Raw genomic sequence first — 16,331 nt, forward strand, 5'->3', positions numbered from 1 at the left:
TATATATTATTAAATTTAATGATTACGGGCTTATAAAGATGCAAAATGATAGATCATTTTGATTTAAATGTCAAAATAACAAGCCCACTAATTTGGATTAAATGGGTCCTTTAAAAGGATTTACAATTATCAATTCACCAATGCAGCGGAACTCTCCGATTGCGAAGTAAACCTGCCTAAACCGTTATCAAGAAATTTTTTGAATTTGTCTTTATCGGCATAGCCGACCAGTTGATCGAGCACTTTGCCCGAATTTGGATCGACAATTACATATGTAGGCAGAGCAACGGTTCCCGTTAATTTAAATTGAAACTGTTGATTCTCCGGTCCATCAATCCCGTCATCCGTATAAAGCCGAACTTTTTCCATTTTTGCAAATCGATTTTGCACTTCCTCCAGTGGAAATACATTTGTCTCCATTGCACGGCAATTTGTGCAGGTATAGCCCGTAAAATCTATGAATATGGGCTCTCCATTCTGTTTGGCTTTTTCTATGGAGGCCTGGTAATCATCCGACCATCCCTCCATATCGCCTTCCGCTGAATTTTTTGCACCGCCCGTTTGTGCGATAGAATAGACAACGCTCACATCCGTGGCTTGCTTTGGTGGTAGCCATGCATCCCAGATGCCGAGAGAAGCACCGAGCAATCCGGGAATCAAATAAAAGCTGAACAGGAAAAAAGGAATAGCCAGCATCAGTCGTCCTGTACCGATCTGTCCCGGCTTATTTTCATGCTTAAGCGAATAGGTTCCAATGATGTATAGCCCGGCAAGGAAAAAGATCGTAATCCATGCGGCAATAGTTAGCGGACGTGATACGATGCCCCACTGCCAGACCAGATCGGCATTTGAGAAAAACTTAAAGGCAGCAGCCAATTCAATAAATCCGAGCAGTACTTTCACCACGTTCATCCAGGAGCCACTCTTGGGTAAAGACTCCAGCCAGCGGGGAAACAGTGCAAAAAGGACGAACGGTGATGCAAATGCCGCTGAAAAGCCCGCCATGCCGATAATCGGGTAGAACCACTCCCCTCCTGTCGTGGCTGCCAGCACGCCCCCGACAAATGGCGCTGTGCATGAAAAAGAAACAGCACTAATCGTCAATGCCATGAAGAGCACGCCCATAATACCGGAACTCTCATTGCTCTTCCGGTTCAACCAGTTCGTAAGCTGGTAGGGCAATCGCAGTTCAAACATGCCCAACAGACTCAGGGCAAAAACAATGAGTACTATTCCAATAAAAAGGTTCACCCAGGGATTAGCAGCAAACTGGTTGGCCCCAGAGGCACCGATTAACGCAGCCAACAATGCTCCCAAAACAGTAAACGTGGCTACAATGGCTACGCCAAACAGCAGGGCCTGTCCCACTGCACGCTTGTTATTTCCTTCATTTTGTTTGGAAAAAAATGAAACCGTCAGAGGAATCATAGGGAAGACACAGGGCGTAAGCAAAGCGGCAAATCCCGCGGTCAGGGCGATCCAGATAAAAGAGAAAAATCCACCACTTGTGTAGCCGCTGGTCGTGGGCTGGTTGGTCCCCTGTTCTATACTTTCACTATTGGCATTATCAGAAGGTGAGTTTCCAGGAGCCCCACTCGTCCCCCCCGAGCCTTCGGCCTCAGAAAAACCGCCATACGGCTGCGAGGCTACTCCAGAAATAGAAATTGCCTGGGTCACAGATTTCTTCTTGGGCGGCAGACAGGCTTTATCATCACAGACCTGGTAGAGCACCTCGAGATCAATCATGGTGCTGCCGCTGGCATCGGTTTTAAAAGCGAGCGGGACAGTGAACGTCGCTTGCGAGGTGTGCCACCCTAACTCCGTGTCGAAATTGGGGTCGTATTCAATGGAAGGCTCGGATTCTTTAACTTTTCCCGCCACGACCAGTTGCGGGTTCGCCGAAGAAAACTGGGTGGGATAAGGACCCGCATCGGGATCGTTATTGACGGAATACAGATGCCATTTACCCTCTATTGTTGTTGATATGGTAATCTCAAAAGGTTCTCCCGCCTGCACTGTTTCAGGGCTTTGGGTCACCTCAAATGAGACCGGGTCCAACATTTGAGCTTGAATACAAAATGGGGAGAGTACAAGTAGTACAATCCCCATCGCGAAAGTAAGACATCTTTTCATGGTAGTCAGTTAGGTTTCGGTGATATCACCGGACCGATAGTTACTCTTTGACTACCCAAACTTTAATTTGAGTTTTAATCTCACTGATCAAGTTTATGGTAGCCGTATATTCTCCAAGCGTTTTGATGTCCTCATCAAGCGAAATCTTACGCTTGTCAATTTCAATATCGCGTTCCGCGAGTGCATCAGCAATATCTTGTGTAGTAACGGAGCCGTGGATCTTTTCGTCTTCTCCCACTGTAACAGGAATAGTGACCGACGTCGTTTCAAGTCGTTCGGCCATCTCCTGTGCTTTTTCAATGGTGAGCTCTGCACGACGAGCCGCTTTTTCCTTGATTAGATTGAGCTGCTTGATGGCACCGGGCGTCGCGATTTCGGCTTTACCCTGGGGAATCAAATAGTTTCGGCCATAACCGGGCTTTACCTCAACTACCTCTCCGGCATCGCCCAATTTTTCCACATCTTCTTTTAAAATCAATTTCATCTGTTTAGGCATAGATACAAATCCTTTTTTTATCTGAGGTTCTCTGCTACGTATGGGACCAAGCCAAGAAAACGGGCTCGCTTAATAGCCGTGGCCAGTTGCCGCTGATACTTGGCACTGGTTCCGGTTACACGACGGGGCAGAATTTTCCCCTGGTCGTTCATAAAGCGCAGTAACAGTTCAGTATCTTTGTAATCAATATACTCGAGACCAGCTTTTGTAATTTTACACTCTCGCGTGCGTATCTGGCCTTTCTTCGGATGTGATGGATTCTTAATCATAATTGGTTATCTCTTCTTTTCGTAATCACTTTAATCCCCGAATGAATGTTGGGATACAAAAGTGAAATAAATTCCTGTTAATCTTCCTCTTCCTCTTCTTGGGCAAACACATTGGGAACGGTGCCCTTTCGCTGCTGCTCACGATGGCGCAGCATCTTGGCATCATATTTAAGCGTCAGGTACCGGATCACATTATCATCCAGCCGCAGTTGGCGTTCCAGCTTTTCAATCAGTTCGCCGGGGGCATTAAAATAGGCATTTACATAATATCCACTGTTTTTGCCTTTCATCTCATGCTCAAACTTGCGGATCCCCCACTCATCAACTTCATCAATCTCACCTTCGTTGTCTCTTATAAAATCGGTGAATTTGTTGACGATCTCGGAGAACTCATCATCCTCCAATACGGGATTTATAATATAGGTTAATTCGTAATAGTTTTTACTCATTTGAAAGGTTTCCTTTGGTTGTTTTCGTTGAAAACAGCCGTCCCAATCGTTTTGAGACAGCAGGTGATGTTCGCAACTGCAATCTATTCAATATTCAAAGCAGTTTGAACAGGCAGGCAAAAATATAGCTTTTTGCGATTAATTCCAATCATTTACCAAAGTTCCGTCTTGATAGTTCTAGTTGGCTAAGGGGATAATTCCCAAAATAATGCATCTCCTTAAAATTATCGTAAATAACTATTTTTTATATATTTATAAAAAGGGATAGCTTGGTAACGACCTTACGTACTGATGAAACATCAACTAATCTCTACCCAGTATGAATTCAGACCTTAAAACCATTCGGAGTAAACTAAAAGAGCAGCGCTCAATGCTCATGGATAAACCCAACGTTGTTGCCACCGGTATTGGGTATAAAATAAAAAATGGCCGCCTTACTGACGAATTGGGAATTATTTGTTCAGTGGAAATTAAAAAAGCGATCAGCAAGCTGGGGCGAGAAGATATAATACCATCTAACGTCGATGGCGTTCAAACTGACGTAGTGCCTACCGGACCTTTTGTTGCGCGACAAGACCCAACCGATCGATTTCGCCCTGCACCTGGCGGGGTAAGTATCGGACATAAAGATATCACTGCGGGCACCCTGGGTTGCCTTGTCGAAAAAGAAGGTACGCTCTACATCCTGTCAAACAATCATGTGCTGGCAAACAGTAATGAAGCGGATGTCGGGGACGCGATACTGCAGCCCGGTCCGATTGACGGCGGGCGCAATCCACAGGATCAAATAGCAACGCTGGGTGAATTCGTACCTATACACTTTGATGGGGATAATGGGTCTTCACATCCCGGTTGCGGTACATCCCGTGCTATAGCCAAAATGTTAAATGCTCTGGCAGCTGGCGTTGGCAGCACGGTGCGGATGAAGCCTGTTCGAATACAGCAGAATGAAAACCTGGTGGATGCAGCTATTGCACAACCGTTGGACGTTGATGATGTGGAAAACAGGATTCTTGAGATCGGAACAATCGCTGGGACAAGAGAAGCAGAATTGGGAATGGAAATTAAAAAAAGTGGCAGGACCACAGGTTTCACGACTGGTACGATTCAACAGATTGATGTAAGCGTGCGTGTAAACTACGGATCTAACAAGGTTGCTACATTTGTAAACCAGTTAATTGCCGGTTCCATGAGCCAGGGAGGTGACAGCGGCTCGGCCGTGCTAGACAATGACGACAACCTGGTGGGATTGCTTTTTGCCGGAAGCGATACATCTACTATAATAAACCGTATTCAGGATGTTTTTGATGCCCTGGGGATCACACTTCCCAGTTAACATTTTTTAGTTTTAGGGACAAGCCTACTTTAAGACTCATGTTATGTCTGAACGAACCCAAAAAGCAAAACAAGTTAAACGACTGAATGAAAAAAAATGGATGGCTGAGGAAGAAGTTACGGCTGTCGGCGTTGGCATAACCGGGAAAGGAGATGTTGGCATTATCATATCAGTAAAAGGAGATATTCAAAACATGCGCAAAAAATTTCCTTCTGAAGTCGAAGGTATTCCCGTTGAACTGCAGGTCTCCGGGGAGTTTAGAGCCCAGTAAATAAATTTACTGTGAGGTCTCGATTCTAACAGCCGGTGAAACTCTCTGTGCAATTGCAATTTTGGATTCCCCGGGAGAATTGCCATTTGGCCCAGTCGTCCTGATATCAAAAACGTAGCGAAATTCCCCGGGAATTTGAGACGTTTCTAAGCCCAAATCTGCTGGAATATCGATAGTTTTGGTATCTCCGGATTCTAAAAGGATCGGTGGGGTCGCTATGGCAATGCAGACGGGTGCCCCCGCCCTGACCCATTCTTGTTGTTCCCTTTTCTCAACAAAAAAACTGGGGAGGTATTTCTCTTCATCGGTACCACAACCGGTGGTAATGACAGCGATGGTTTGCCCGGTAATATTCTCGAAGTGGAAAGTGATTTCATCGCTGTACCCTACACTTTCCTGCTCAACGGATATTATGCTTGTCTCCTGAGCATCGGGGGCTTGACAAGCCAGGAAAACTACCAATGAAAAAAGAAAGCCACGGAATGTATGTTTTCCGATCCGCATAAGGCATGAAGGATTTAATCCTATGATTTTGTCCGAATTAACGGGAGGAAATTACTAATATTTCAGAATACACAACTTTGGGTAGTTAACACGAGTTTGAGAAGAAGGTTTGGGATCGTGGCCCCTAATAATTAGGGCATCCTCAGACGGATGCTAAGCCATTCTTTACCAGTGTCTTACAAGGTTAAATGGGTGATTCAAATGCATCATTTGCCGCTAATTTCTCCAAAGCCTTACATTTGTTACGTTCTGGCAAGTACCTTGCATCGTACCATAAGATAACGACTCATAACCGGCGAATAGGGTGTTCATTTTTTGGTGAGGAAAACCCCACCGGTGGGCGGACTAAAAACTGTCCACCCAAAAATCCAAGATATTCCCCTCTTTCGCCTTTACATAGAAGGTGCTTTCCCACAGTAGTTACCCCTCAGGACATATATAGCAGGGATTTTCTGGATTTGGGGGCACTGCCACTGAAATAGGATTTTATCTCCTCCGGCCTGCGGATTTGTTCGCCGCCCGGGCAAACGAAGCGAAGGCGTGAAGAAAGAAATCTTGCTCAACTATATCTTTAGGATCATGAATGTGGAAACCCTCTTTAACTAAAAAGGCACAAACCGGGAATATCTTGATTTCTTTTAGTCGGAGCGGAGGGCAGCCAGGCGAAGAAATCCCCCGACGGTGATTTTTTGGGTTGACATTTCTTTAGTCCGCCTGCCGGCGGATTTGTTCACACAAAAAGGAACACCTCTGACCACGAAAAAGGTTAACGGGACTTTTTGAGCAAGCCCTAATTACAAGATAATTACCATTATAATCGTAAACCCTTTACGATTATAATGGCAAGACTCTTACGATTACAGTCACAAAGATCCCTAGATTATAATTGTAAAGGTCTCTCGATTACTATCACAAGACTCTTGTGATTATGAGGGGCTATAAAAACAATTTTAGGAAAGCTTGAAAGCTGTCGACACTAAGGCATCAGAGAAGCCCAGCCTTCAGCATAGTAGGAATTGAGAAGATCTGACACTCCGCCCGGGGCTATCCCAAAATACAAGGTGAGCACAGCCAGCAGAATCAAACTGCCTTTAAATAACCAGCCGGGTTGCACAAGGGGTACATCTTTGTGTGGTTCCCTCATGTAAAGATAGACCATCGGGCGCAGGTAGTAATAGACACTTGCGGCACTAGCCAAAACACCAACTATTGCCAGCCCTATAAAATCTGCATTGACGGCGGCTGCAAAAACCTGGTATTTTCCGACAAAACCGACAAACGGCGGAATTCCAGCCAGCGAAAAGAGGAAGATGGAAAGCATTACGCCCATTGCTGGTCGTTTGAAGCCAAGTCCGGCGTAGTTGTTGATATCGGTAAAATCGAGTCCTTTTTGTCGCTCATAAAATGCGACTACTCCAAAAGCCCCCACATTCATTAGCGTATAAGCCAGCAGATAATAGAGAACCGCACTATATCCTTCTGCAGTCCCCGCTGCCAGTCCAACCATCAGGTAGCCGGCGTGTGCAATACTGGAGTAGGCCAGCATACGCTTCATGTTGTCCTGCACCAACGCAATGATGTTGCCCAGTATCATGGTTATAATTGCAATCACTGAGATCAGTTCTGCCCAGTTTGCGGTACTGTCCGGCAGCATGCGTGATAATATCAGGATTAGTGCAACAAACGTGGCCGACTTGGAAGCAGTGGCAAAATAGGCGGTCAACGTAGTAGGGGTTCCCTGGTACACATCGGGCGTCCACATATGGAACGGTACCGCTGATATCTTGAAGAAGAAACCGACCAGCAGGAGTCCCGCCCCGGCTACAAACAAAAGATCACTGCTTGCCGCTGCGGCAATACCCGGCAGGCTTGTGGTCCCCGTTGCACCATAAAGAAGAGCCATTCCATACAGGAGAAAGCCGGTAGAAAAGGCGCCGAGGAGAAAGTACTTGAGCGAGGCCTCTGCCCCAATCTTTTCCTCATTGATAATACCGGCCAGGATATACAGGCAGATGGACATCGTTTCGAGGCCGATAAACACCATTATCAAGTCATTGGAGCTGGCCAGTGCAAGCATACCCGTGGTGGCAAAGAGGACAAGCGCATAAACCTCTCCAAAGTTATGGTCTACAGCCTCCAGGTATTCCTTGGATATCAAAACACAAAATAGAGTGCCCAATAGGACAATCATATTGCCAAAAGCAGCGGTTCCCCCGTATATAATCATGCCGGAAAAGGCTTCTCCCATCGGTCCAAAAAGATCCATGATGGAAACGACCAGTGCAGCGACTAATGATACGACGGACAGCCCGAATATCGCTTCATGATCATTTTTATAGGCATCGATAAGCACGGCTATTAAACCAGCCAGTGCAACAATTACCCCGGGAAGAAATACGCTCAGATTTTGTAGATAATCCATGTGCTATTACGCGTTATACAGTGACTCTATAGTTTTTGCCAGTTTCAGATCTTTTTCGGTGACTTTGCCACCGGCATCGTGCGTACTCAGTGCGATGCTCACACTATTGTAAACATTGAAAAGCTCCGGGTGATGCACCTGCTCTTCCGCCTCAAAAGCGATTCGGTTAATAAAAGCGATGGCATCACGGAAGTTGTCAAATGAAAAATCCTTCTTCAGCTTGTCGTCTTCGTGGCTCCATCCATCGAGATCGGAAAGAGCTTTGGCGATTTTATCCTCAGAAAGTGGTGTAGCCATAATATCAAGAATTTTGATTAGTGCCCTTCTGAAAAGAGCTAATCCTATTCAATACTACTTCAATCCTTCTGAATTCTCATTTTCCTCAAAACGTTCATTATCTAATTCCTCGGAAGCCAGTTCAGGAGTAACATCATACAGTGTGTTGGCCCACTCCGGCAGATCCTCCTGTATGGCATTCTGTTTCACAGCCACACTCTTATCCTTCGAGGATTCAATCAATTGACTGATTTGAGCCTCAGAGTACTGAATAAAGTCAACGGGGCGAATCCCAATCCAAACCATAAATATAACTAATGGAACCAGCAGTCCAATTTCCCGGGCATTCAGATCAACTAAATCCTCATTCTCTTCATTCTTCAGCGGGCCAAACATCACGCGCTGATACATCCAGAGCATATATACAGCAGCTAAAATAACGCCTGTCGCCGCCAAGATGGTAAAAACGGAACTCCCCAGCACCTCAGAATGAAACGACCCATTCAGTATCAGGAACTCACCAATAAATCCGTTCAGTCCCGGCAGTCCTATAGAAGCAAGCGTAGAGATCATAAACATCACTGCAAACACCGGAATCACTTTAGCGATGCCTCCAAAATCCTTGATCATGCGGGTGTGGCGCCGGTCATAAATCATTCCCACAATGAGGAAGAGAGCACCGGTTGAGAGGCCGTGATTAATCATCTGGATAAGTGCTCCCTGAACGGCAATGGTATTGAAAGCGAACAGGCCGAGAACTACAAATCCCAAGTGGCTGACTGAAGAATAGGCAACCAGTTTCTTTACATCCTTCTGAACCATTGCTACCAATGCACCGTAAATAATCCCGATGACAGCGAGGACAGCCATATAGGGTGCAAACTCTATAAACGCGTTCGGGAAAAGTGGAAGACAAAAGCGTAACAGGCCATAAGTTCCCACCTTCAGCATGATAGCGGCAAGAACAACCGATCCCGCTGTAGGAGCTTCGGTATGCGCGTATGGCAGCCACGTATGAAATGGGAACAGCGGCACTTTGATACAAAAGGCCAGTGCAAATGCGAGAAAGAGCCAGGTTTGCTCTACCAGGCCGACCTGGTACTCACTGCTTGACAGGAACCGCCAGTCGGTGCTGAATGCGTAATCATTAAAGAACGAACCGGCATCGTATCCAACATAAATGAGGCCGATTAGCATAATCAGGGAGCCGACCAGCGTGTAGATAAAAAACTTAATTGTGGCATGAATGCGCCCTTTTCCACCCCAGATACCGATCAGGAAGTACATTGGGATGAGGGAAAGCTCAAAAAACACGTAGAAGACAATCAGATCGAGAGAGGCAAACACACCGAGTGAAGCGGTTTGCAACAGCAACAGCATCGCGTAATATCCCGTAAGATGCTTGGTAATAGAGTTCCATGAGGAAAGAATAACGATGGGCCCAAACAGCGTGGTCAGCATAAACAGGAGCAAGCTAAGCCCATCAAGCCCAACGATATATTTTATATCGAGACCATTCAAAAAGGGTTCACCCACGGTCAGATACTGTGCTGTGGCAGAACCTGCGATATCAAAATTAAACAGCAGTGGCAGTGAAAGCAGAAATACCGCACTGGTAACGACCAAGCTGATCCACTTGATTGCTTTTTCATTGCGAGTGAAAAGAAGCGCCGCGATACCAGCCAGCGGCAGGTAAATACAAATATTTAGTAGTAACTCCATCGCTATTTTTTACAGAATCAGGATACTTATTACGATTATAACTCCTATTACCAGAGCCAGTGCATAGGTGGAGGCCACCCCTGTTTGAATGTACCGGGTAAGACTTCCAAATAGCCGGACGATTCCGCCCACTGTGTTTACAATGCCATCAACAAACTTCATATCGAACACGGCCAGCCCCTTGTCGGAGAATCGAACCAGGGGTTTGGAGATAAGTCCCTCATAAATCTCATCCAGGCTGTATTTCTGCTTCCAGATCTCATAAAGCCCACCGAAACGAGCAGCCAGTTTCGCATCAGACTCTTCAGTAGCTCCGCTGCCATACATTCGATAGGCAACCAACGAACCAGCAATAGCAATGGCTATGGAAACAATCATCAACGTCCACTCAACGCCGTGGGATAATGTCATTCCAAAATCAGCATTAACATTATGCAGCCAGTTATGCAACAGATTGATATGAGCTTCCTGGTGCGTAAAAGTTTCAGCGATAAAATTAGGTACCCCCAAAAAACCACCGATTACAGAAAGAATGCCGAGAGCCCACAGTGGAAATGTCATAGTAAAAGGGCTTTCGTGCAGGTGCTTTGCCGCGTTTTTGGCATCAGCGATTCTATTGGGAAGCTTAAATTCGCCATTAAATGTTCCAAACGTCAGGCGGAACATGTAGAATGCCGTCAGGAAGGCGGTAACAATTCCTATTCCCCAAACAAAGAAATAAAGCGGACCAGCAAATTCACTAAATCCAGCACTGAATGCAAAAGCTAAAATTTCATCTTTCGAGAAGAATCCGGCCAGCGGCGGAATACCGGCAATAGCAATTGTTGCAAGTAAAAATGTCCAGTACGTAGACGGCATATACTCCTTCAGCCCGCCCATATTACGCATATCCTGCGGATCAAAGTGGGCTGCTTTTCCGTCCTCATGCAATCCGTGCTCCACGTGCTCCATGGCATGAATTACAGAACCTGAGCCGAGGAAGAGACAAGCCTTGAAAAAAGCGTGCGTTACAACGTGAAAAATAGCAGCAGTGAATGCACCGGAACCCAATGCCAGGAACATATATCCAAGCTGTGAAACCGTTGAATATGCCAGCACCCGCTTAATATCGTTTTGCGTAAGTGCTATTGTCGCTGCTACCAACGCCGTAAGTGCCCCAATAACTGCTATTATAATCATCACTTCCGGCGACATCACGAACATCGGGGACATCCTGGAAATCAGGTAGATCCCAGAGGTAACCATCGTCGCGGCGTGAATGAGTGCCGAAACAGAGGTGGGACCCGCCATCGCATCGGGCAGCCAGACGAATAGTGGAATCTGGGCGCTTTTACCGGTAGCACCGACCAACATTAAAAAGCCGATCCAAAACTTATAGTCAGCCGGAATGGCGCTAAGATCGCTGAGTATAGTCTGAAAATTGAGACTGCCAACCGACTGAAAGGTCAGGAACATGGCAATCAGGAATGCGAAATCACCGATCCGGTTGTACCAAAACGCCTTGTTGGCCGCATCCGATTTGGCCATGTCGGTATACCAGAAACCGATGAGCAGGTAAGAACACAATCCAACTCCTTCCCAACCGAGGAACAACAGCAACAGGTTGTTACCCATTACGAGGTTGAGCATCGCAAAGATGAAAAGGTTTAGATAGGCAAAAAACTTCCAGTAGCCCTCATCATGCCACATATAGCCGATGGAGTAGAAATGGATCAGTGAGCCCACGCCGGTTACCACCAACATCATAACAATGGAAAGCTGGTCGATCTGATAGGCGATATCTACAGAAAATGACCCCGTCTCAATCCAGGTGAAAAATGTGCTTATGAGGGGCTCTGTCTCAGATGTGAAATTCAGGAAGAAATAACATGTAATCAGAAAGGGAACAAAAACGGAAAGATTGGCGATGGCACCAATAAGCGTTTTCCTATTTCTGAATCCGGGGTTGGCCAGCCCAAGTAGTCCATTTATCAAAAAACCCAGCAAGGGCAAGCCGACAATAAGTGCAACAAGTAGTGTAGCTGATTCCATCAGGTCAGTTTATTTTTAAAATCCAAAACTTTTCACGCCTTGTGAAGATGCCGAACACATTCAAAGGCCATTGAGCAGGTTATCGAACGCTTTCGCCAGCCCCGGGTAACGGGACGTGGTAACCTTCTGTATGCGCCCCAAAGGTAGTTATTGATCCAACTTTTCCCAAGGGGAAATTCACAGAGGGCAAAGATACAAAAAAGTGAACGAAGGTAAAGGTAGATTTAGTAAAAATAGGGGAAACTGGATAGGCGATAACTCTGAAATAAAAGTAGAGTAAAATTACTGAAAAAACTAAGGAAGAGGGGAAAGAAGTTAATTGATGTTAAGGTAGTGTAAAACACACGTTTCATGATTCAATAATTTCGAACTCCACTCGCCTTTTTACATGTCTCTCTCCTTTAGGACCCTCCCTAATGATGACTTCTAACTGATAGCGGCCAGCCTCTAACCCAACAGTTTCAATTTCGAGAGTCCGACTATCAAAGCTATTATTGGCAGTATAATTAAGAGTAATTAGCGTCTCCGGATTTTGTTTCTTCGGCTTTCCCCAAAAATTAAAACCGCGTATAGTGTACGTGAATGTATAATTGGAAAAGCCTTCTTTACTGGGATTAAGGTGATAAACTTCAAAGGTGTAAATTCTCATCATCTGGTATCTTATTTTGAGGATGTGTTACAAAAGGTATTCTTTCATTGATTTTTGTATCATCATCTGACTCAAAACCTATTATCAAATCACTTATTTCCAGTTTTGATGTATCTGTACTCAACGGTTCTGGAAATAAAACTGTTTGTGTGTTTGAACTGATTAAATTTTGTGGGAGTATTGAATTGGAGGATGTATCAATTTCGCTACTCCTATTCTTGACATATAATTCTGATGCGATTTTTAACCGTCCCTTTTTGAGATAGTTCAGATACGGTACCTCAAACGTTGTTCTATTGAATTCCGGTTCATCAAAACTTGAAAAGTGGCTACTTTTAATATCCGAGCGAACCGAAAAATCGGCTTTTTTAGTCCAATTCTCATCAAAAAACTGTAAAGTATTTTTCAAATAAAAGGCACGGTTTGGGAGTACTTTTTTATCATAAAATGCCCAATGTTCAATTGCAGACTGAGTTTGAACATAATTTACAAGTAGAACCTGGGGAAGATTATTTTTTCTTAGTGTTCTATAATAGCCAAGCTTGACAGGAGTATTCAGACCTTCCCTGATATACGATGTGCCCTCCCTTGGAAACTCCTCCTCCATAAACATAAACTCCGACTCATTTTTAAAGCGCATAATCTTAGCAGTCATCCTGTCAGTGCTACCGGCCTGGAATTCAAACTTATTTAGTATCGACAGATATCTATCTTCAAATAGATAATGTACATTTCTTAGCTGTTCATAGTAAAGCAGTTGATAGACCAGCCCACCGGGAATGGAAAACCTGCGTGAACGGTCAACATCATAAAAAGCACCAGGATTTATTAAATCGTCAGGGGCTTTCAACTTGGAAAATCCACCATGAGGCCGGTCACCAAATAGAATTAACAAGTCATCTCGCTTAGTGTTGAAAGAATTATAAATCCATACTTCATATTTTGGTTTAAAATTAAATCTTGACAATTTTCTTACTTTGAATTGGGTATAATTACTTATTTGTTCATAGATGTCTGCAGGTGATGTCCCGTAAACAATGGTTCTATACTCCAGAAGTGTAGATATCCAATAACTGGCCATCCCTTCATCAAATGTCAATATTCCTTCCTCTTTTCGAGTCGGTTCTCCATAACGCACATATATTACCCCCCTGTCATCTGTACCATAAACTGTATCCTTATTAAGAGTAAACTTTTTACGAGCAAATGCAATTCTCTCCCAGTGTTCCAGTAAGCGCTCATTGCCAGGCTGAGTTGGGGTAAGATCTTTTTCAACCCAGAACCCTTTGACTTCACTTAATAATACAGAATCCTCTTTTTCAAGCAGTTTCTCCCATCGTTTATATCGATTGGTTTCAACGATAGGTTTAAGTCTTGCTAATTCCTGTTCATACACATCTACCCATTTACCTAGATCAATATTGTTTTGATTCCATGCCTTTAGATAAGTTTCCGAAGCTTTTTGGTAATAGGAGTATTTTTTAGATTCAGTAACAATTTCAATGAACTTAAATGAGATGCGTGGATCAAAGTTTTGACTATTATATTGAATATTTTCCTCCCACATTGACAATCCTTTGAGACTATCTCCCTCTTCAATGAATTCTATTCCCTGCCTATATGCTTCTGGTGACTTTTGTGCTCTTAGAATTGAGGAGCCACATAGATGAATAGTAAAAAACAATATAAGTATAATCCCTGTTTTAAATCTCATGATGATTGAATTAATCAAAATTGACTATCATCGAGAACAAATAATAAAACAAGCAAATAGTTTTCCTTTAATAACATTATCATGTCACATCATATTAAAATAACGCCAGTATTTATTAGCCCATGTATTAAATGAAATTTGAATAATCATAATACTATGAATGGGCTTAATAGGAACTTAACATTGTGTTTAAAGCATAAAAAACAGTTGCAAAATTTTGAAACCATAGGGAATTGGAAATAAAAAAGAGGCTACCTTATTGGGGGGCAGCCTCTTTTGTTTCCTCAACTTTTTAAAAGCTTCTTATTTCCTGTAAGGAATCCCAGGAAAGTCCCTGTTACTAAGCAGATCAACATTCGGCTTTAAGTATTTCCCCTTGGTTTGGTTATACAAATTGATTCTCTTCTCATAATACGTTTGGTTGGTGCTGCCGCTTCTTTGTGCAGCAAGCGGGTCGAGTGCGATTTCCAGGAATTCACTGTATCCTTCAGTATCCGTTGCATCCCTGAATCCTACGGAATAAAGCGAAAAGTTTGAACGGTTATAATTTTCTATCTGTCCATTCAAGCTGTCCGCAATTTGAGGAAAAGTAAAACTTACCATGGTATCAGGAGCGAACACATTCCAGCTGTGTTGGTACATCTCATTCAATGAAACATATGTAATCTCAGCATAATCCATGGTACCGGAAAGCTGCACCTCTACATTGTCTACTGAGCTGTTGCTAATAGTGGCAGAAGCATCAAGCTTTTTAAATTCGTCCGGGAATGCCCCGGTGGTCAACTGCCTGTAAGAAATATTTTCGGTGTCATCCCGCATATCGATTACTGTTTCGAACAGATGATTGTCAATATCTGGCACATACATACCCAGTACAGAGCTGTTGCTGCTGGCATTATGTGTGGGCGCCCAAAAAATTGGCAACCTGTAGGCTCCCGCATCCCAGGAATCTTGCTGAATAGACATGAAATATTGGTATGTCTGTTCCTCCAAGCCACTCGGCAGGGATACGTTGTGAGAAATCATCTCCATAAAATCGCTGTCCACATTATATCGCAGCGTATCTTTTTGATTGAGTTCCTGCAGGTTTTCCTGCCAGTAATACATCGGGACGTCCCCCTTTTCTGCGGGCAGGAAAGCCATAATCAAGTTGTTGTCTTCCTCCGCATAGTCAAATGTGGTTTGCAGGATTGCCATGGTTGGCGGCATAGACCCAAAAGCTTGTACAGACTCTGTTACATGCAACATCGATCCCGGTTTCACACTTACATTGCTTGCGTCAACGGTCAAGGTTTTTGACAATGACGGTGACTCAGGCCTTGGAATAGAGCTTAGTGTTACGTTGCCCCACGCACTATATCCAACGTAGGTTTCCAGCATCACTGACTGCATAGAGGGGTTCTGATTTCTATCATTTGCAATTGTCAGGTTATAATAACTAGGCGCCCCATCCTCAGGTAAGCTCTCGGGCGGAAGGAAATTAAGTTCCCCGTCAGAATAGTCCTTCACGTCAATCACCCGCAATACTTTGCCGGAAGGTGTAGAAATAAAAAGATAAGCTTGTGTATTCCACTCCAGCAACCAATCGAAGTAACCGTCTACATTCAGGTTCACCAAATAGTTTTCAAGGGTCACCGAGATCGAAGATGCAATTGTGGTGTCCTGGTCGGCCACATCGAGCTCAGCACGAAGGTCGTAAGTGCCGTTGTCATAGTTAAAAGTTGCAATCGTCTGTTCGTGCGGCAGGCTTGGCTCATCTATCGTTGTAATCAATTCTTCTCCCAAATAAATACGAGCCTCGTCAAAACCGTTTTGCGCCTCACCCGTGATAGAAAATGTAATTTCTCCCTTCAACATCTCGCCATCACCCGGACTATCTACCGAAACCTCCGGTTCCTGCACTTGCTCATTGCCATTGGGATCTTCATCCTCGTTTGAATCCGACCCGGTAGGTGCTTCGCTGCATGAAACAATTAGTAGTACCCCTGTTAATACTAAATAGATTAATTTTGATCGTATCATCATAGACATTTTTTTACCTGGATTAATTTGAAATGGA

At 44.2% G+C, this 16,331-nt stretch carries 13 protein-coding genes; 2 read left to right on the forward strand and 11 right to left on the reverse strand.

The annotated features are described in order from the left end of the window. Nucleotides 1-129 precede the first annotated feature (129 nt). The 4 genes from NC796_RS05435 to rpsF form a co-directional block, all read right to left on the reverse strand. Entirely contained in the window at nucleotides 130-2,133 is a 2,004-nt protein-coding gene (locus tag NC796_RS05435) for a cytochrome c biogenesis protein CcdA (protein ID WP_310682824.1), read from the reverse strand. Between the two features lie 40 nt (nucleotides 2,134-2,173). Then, nucleotides 2,174-2,629, reverse strand: a complete 456-nt coding sequence (gene rplI, locus NC796_RS05440; RefSeq protein ID WP_310682826.1) for a 50S ribosomal protein L9 — start codon at nucleotides 2,627-2,629, stop codon at nucleotides 2,174-2,176. A gap of 17 nt (nucleotides 2,630-2,646) precedes the next feature. Beyond that, a complete protein-coding gene (rpsR, locus tag NC796_RS05445) occupies nucleotides 2,647-2,898 on the reverse strand; it encodes a 30S ribosomal protein S18 (RefSeq protein ID WP_310682828.1) in 252 nt (83 codons plus the stop codon). Nucleotides 2,899-2,975: 77 nt separating this feature from the next. Next, nucleotides 2,976-3,347, reverse strand: a complete 372-nt coding sequence (gene rpsF, locus NC796_RS05450) for a 30S ribosomal protein S6 (RefSeq protein WP_310682830.1) — start codon at nucleotides 3,345-3,347, stop codon at nucleotides 2,976-2,978. 319 nt (nucleotides 3,348-3,666) lie between these two features. Here rpsF and NC796_RS05455 point away from each other — a divergent pair, with 319 nt between their 5' ends. After that, a complete protein-coding gene (locus NC796_RS05455) occupies nucleotides 3,667-4,683 on the forward strand; it encodes a hypothetical protein (protein WP_310682832.1) in 1,017 nt (338 codons plus the stop codon). A 43-nt stretch (nucleotides 4,684-4,726) separates the two neighbouring features. Beyond that, a complete protein-coding gene (locus NC796_RS05460; RefSeq protein ID WP_310682833.1) occupies nucleotides 4,727-4,954 on the forward strand; it encodes a hypothetical protein in 228 nt (75 codons plus the stop codon). A gap of 6 nt (nucleotides 4,955-4,960) precedes the next feature. On the opposite strand, the gene NC796_RS05465 is transcribed toward NC796_RS05460, so the two are convergent. The 7 genes from NC796_RS05465 to NC796_RS05495 all read right to left on the reverse strand — a co-directional run bounded on the left by NC796_RS05465 (nucleotide 4,961) and on the right by NC796_RS05495 (nucleotide 16,297). Then, nucleotides 4,961-5,458, reverse strand: a complete 498-nt coding sequence (locus tag NC796_RS05465; RefSeq protein ID WP_310682834.1) for a hypothetical protein — start codon at nucleotides 5,456-5,458, stop codon at nucleotides 4,961-4,963. A 976-nt stretch (nucleotides 5,459-6,434) separates the two neighbouring features. Then, entirely contained in the window at nucleotides 6,435-7,880 is a 1,446-nt protein-coding gene (locus tag NC796_RS05470; RefSeq protein ID WP_310682835.1) for an NADH-quinone oxidoreductase subunit N, read from the reverse strand. A gap of 6 nt (nucleotides 7,881-7,886) precedes the next feature. After that, on the reverse strand, nucleotides 7,887-8,177 hold the full coding sequence (locus tag NC796_RS05475; protein ID WP_310682836.1) for a 4a-hydroxytetrahydrobiopterin dehydratase: 291 nt from the start codon (nucleotides 8,175-8,177) through the stop codon (nucleotides 7,887-7,889). Nucleotides 8,178-8,231: 54 nt separating this feature from the next. Further along, nucleotides 8,232-9,878: an NADH-quinone oxidoreductase subunit M gene (locus tag NC796_RS05480; RefSeq protein WP_310682837.1), complete on the reverse strand. Its 1,647-nt coding sequence runs from the start codon at nucleotides 9,876-9,878 to the stop codon at nucleotides 8,232-8,234. 9 nt (nucleotides 9,879-9,887) lie between these two features. Then, entirely contained in the window at nucleotides 9,888-11,909 is a 2,022-nt protein-coding gene (gene nuoL, locus NC796_RS05485) for an NADH-quinone oxidoreductase subunit L (RefSeq protein ID WP_310682838.1), read from the reverse strand. Between the two features lie 629 nt (nucleotides 11,910-12,538). Further along, a complete protein-coding gene (locus tag NC796_RS05490; protein ID WP_310682839.1) occupies nucleotides 12,539-14,272 on the reverse strand; it encodes a GWxTD domain-containing protein in 1,734 nt (577 codons plus the stop codon). 303 nt (nucleotides 14,273-14,575) lie between these two features. Next, nucleotides 14,576-16,297 (reverse strand): hypothetical protein, encoded by a 1,722-nt coding sequence (locus tag NC796_RS05495; RefSeq protein ID WP_310682840.1) that lies wholly within the window; start codon nucleotides 16,295-16,297, stop codon nucleotides 14,576-14,578. Between the last annotated feature and the right edge of the window lie 34 nt (nucleotides 16,298-16,331).

Origin of the sequence: Aliifodinibius sp. S!AR15-10, assembly GCF_031569985.1 — a bacterium.
Lineage (GTDB): Bacteria > Bacteroidota > Rhodothermia > Balneolales > Balneolaceae > JAMQKA01.

Coding starts and splice junctions, on each gene's coding strand:
- NC796_RS05435 (WP_310682824.1), bottom strand. CDS start 2,133: ATGAAAAGATGTCTTACTTTCGCGATGGGGATTGTACTACTTGTACTC.
- rplI (WP_310682826.1), bottom strand. CDS start 2,629: ATGCCTAAACAGATGAAATTGATTTTAAAAGAAGATGTGGAAAAATTG.
- rpsR (WP_310682828.1), bottom strand. CDS start 2,898: ATGATTAAGAATCCATCACATCCGAAGAAAGGCCAGATACGCACGCGA.
- rpsF (WP_310682830.1), bottom strand. CDS start 3,347: ATGAGTAAAAACTATTACGAATTAACCTATATTATAAATCCCGTATTG.
- NC796_RS05455 (WP_310682832.1), top strand. CDS start 3,667: ATGAATTCAGACCTTAAAACCATTCGGAGTAAACTAAAAGAGCAGCGC.
- NC796_RS05460 (WP_310682833.1), top strand. CDS start 4,727: ATGTCTGAACGAACCCAAAAAGCAAAACAAGTTAAACGACTGAATGAA.
- NC796_RS05465 (WP_310682834.1), bottom strand. CDS start 5,458: ATGCGGATCGGAAAACATACATTCCGTGGCTTTCTTTTTTCATTGGTA.
- NC796_RS05470 (WP_310682835.1), bottom strand. CDS start 7,880: ATGGATTATCTACAAAATCTGAGCGTATTTCTTCCCGGGGTAATTGTT.
- NC796_RS05475 (WP_310682836.1), bottom strand. CDS start 8,177: ATGGCTACACCACTTTCTGAGGATAAAATCGCCAAAGCTCTTTCCGAT.
- NC796_RS05480 (WP_310682837.1), bottom strand. CDS start 9,878: ATGGAGTTACTACTAAATATTTGTATTTACCTGCCGCTGGCTGGTATC.
- nuoL (WP_310682838.1), bottom strand. CDS start 11,909: ATGGAATCAGCTACACTACTTGTTGCACTTATTGTCGGCTTGCCCTTG.
- NC796_RS05490 (WP_310682839.1), bottom strand. CDS start 14,272: ATGAGATTTAAAACAGGGATTATACTTATATTGTTTTTTACTATTCAT.
- NC796_RS05495 (WP_310682840.1), bottom strand. CDS start 16,297: ATGATGATACGATCAAAATTAATCTATTTAGTATTAACAGGGGTACTA.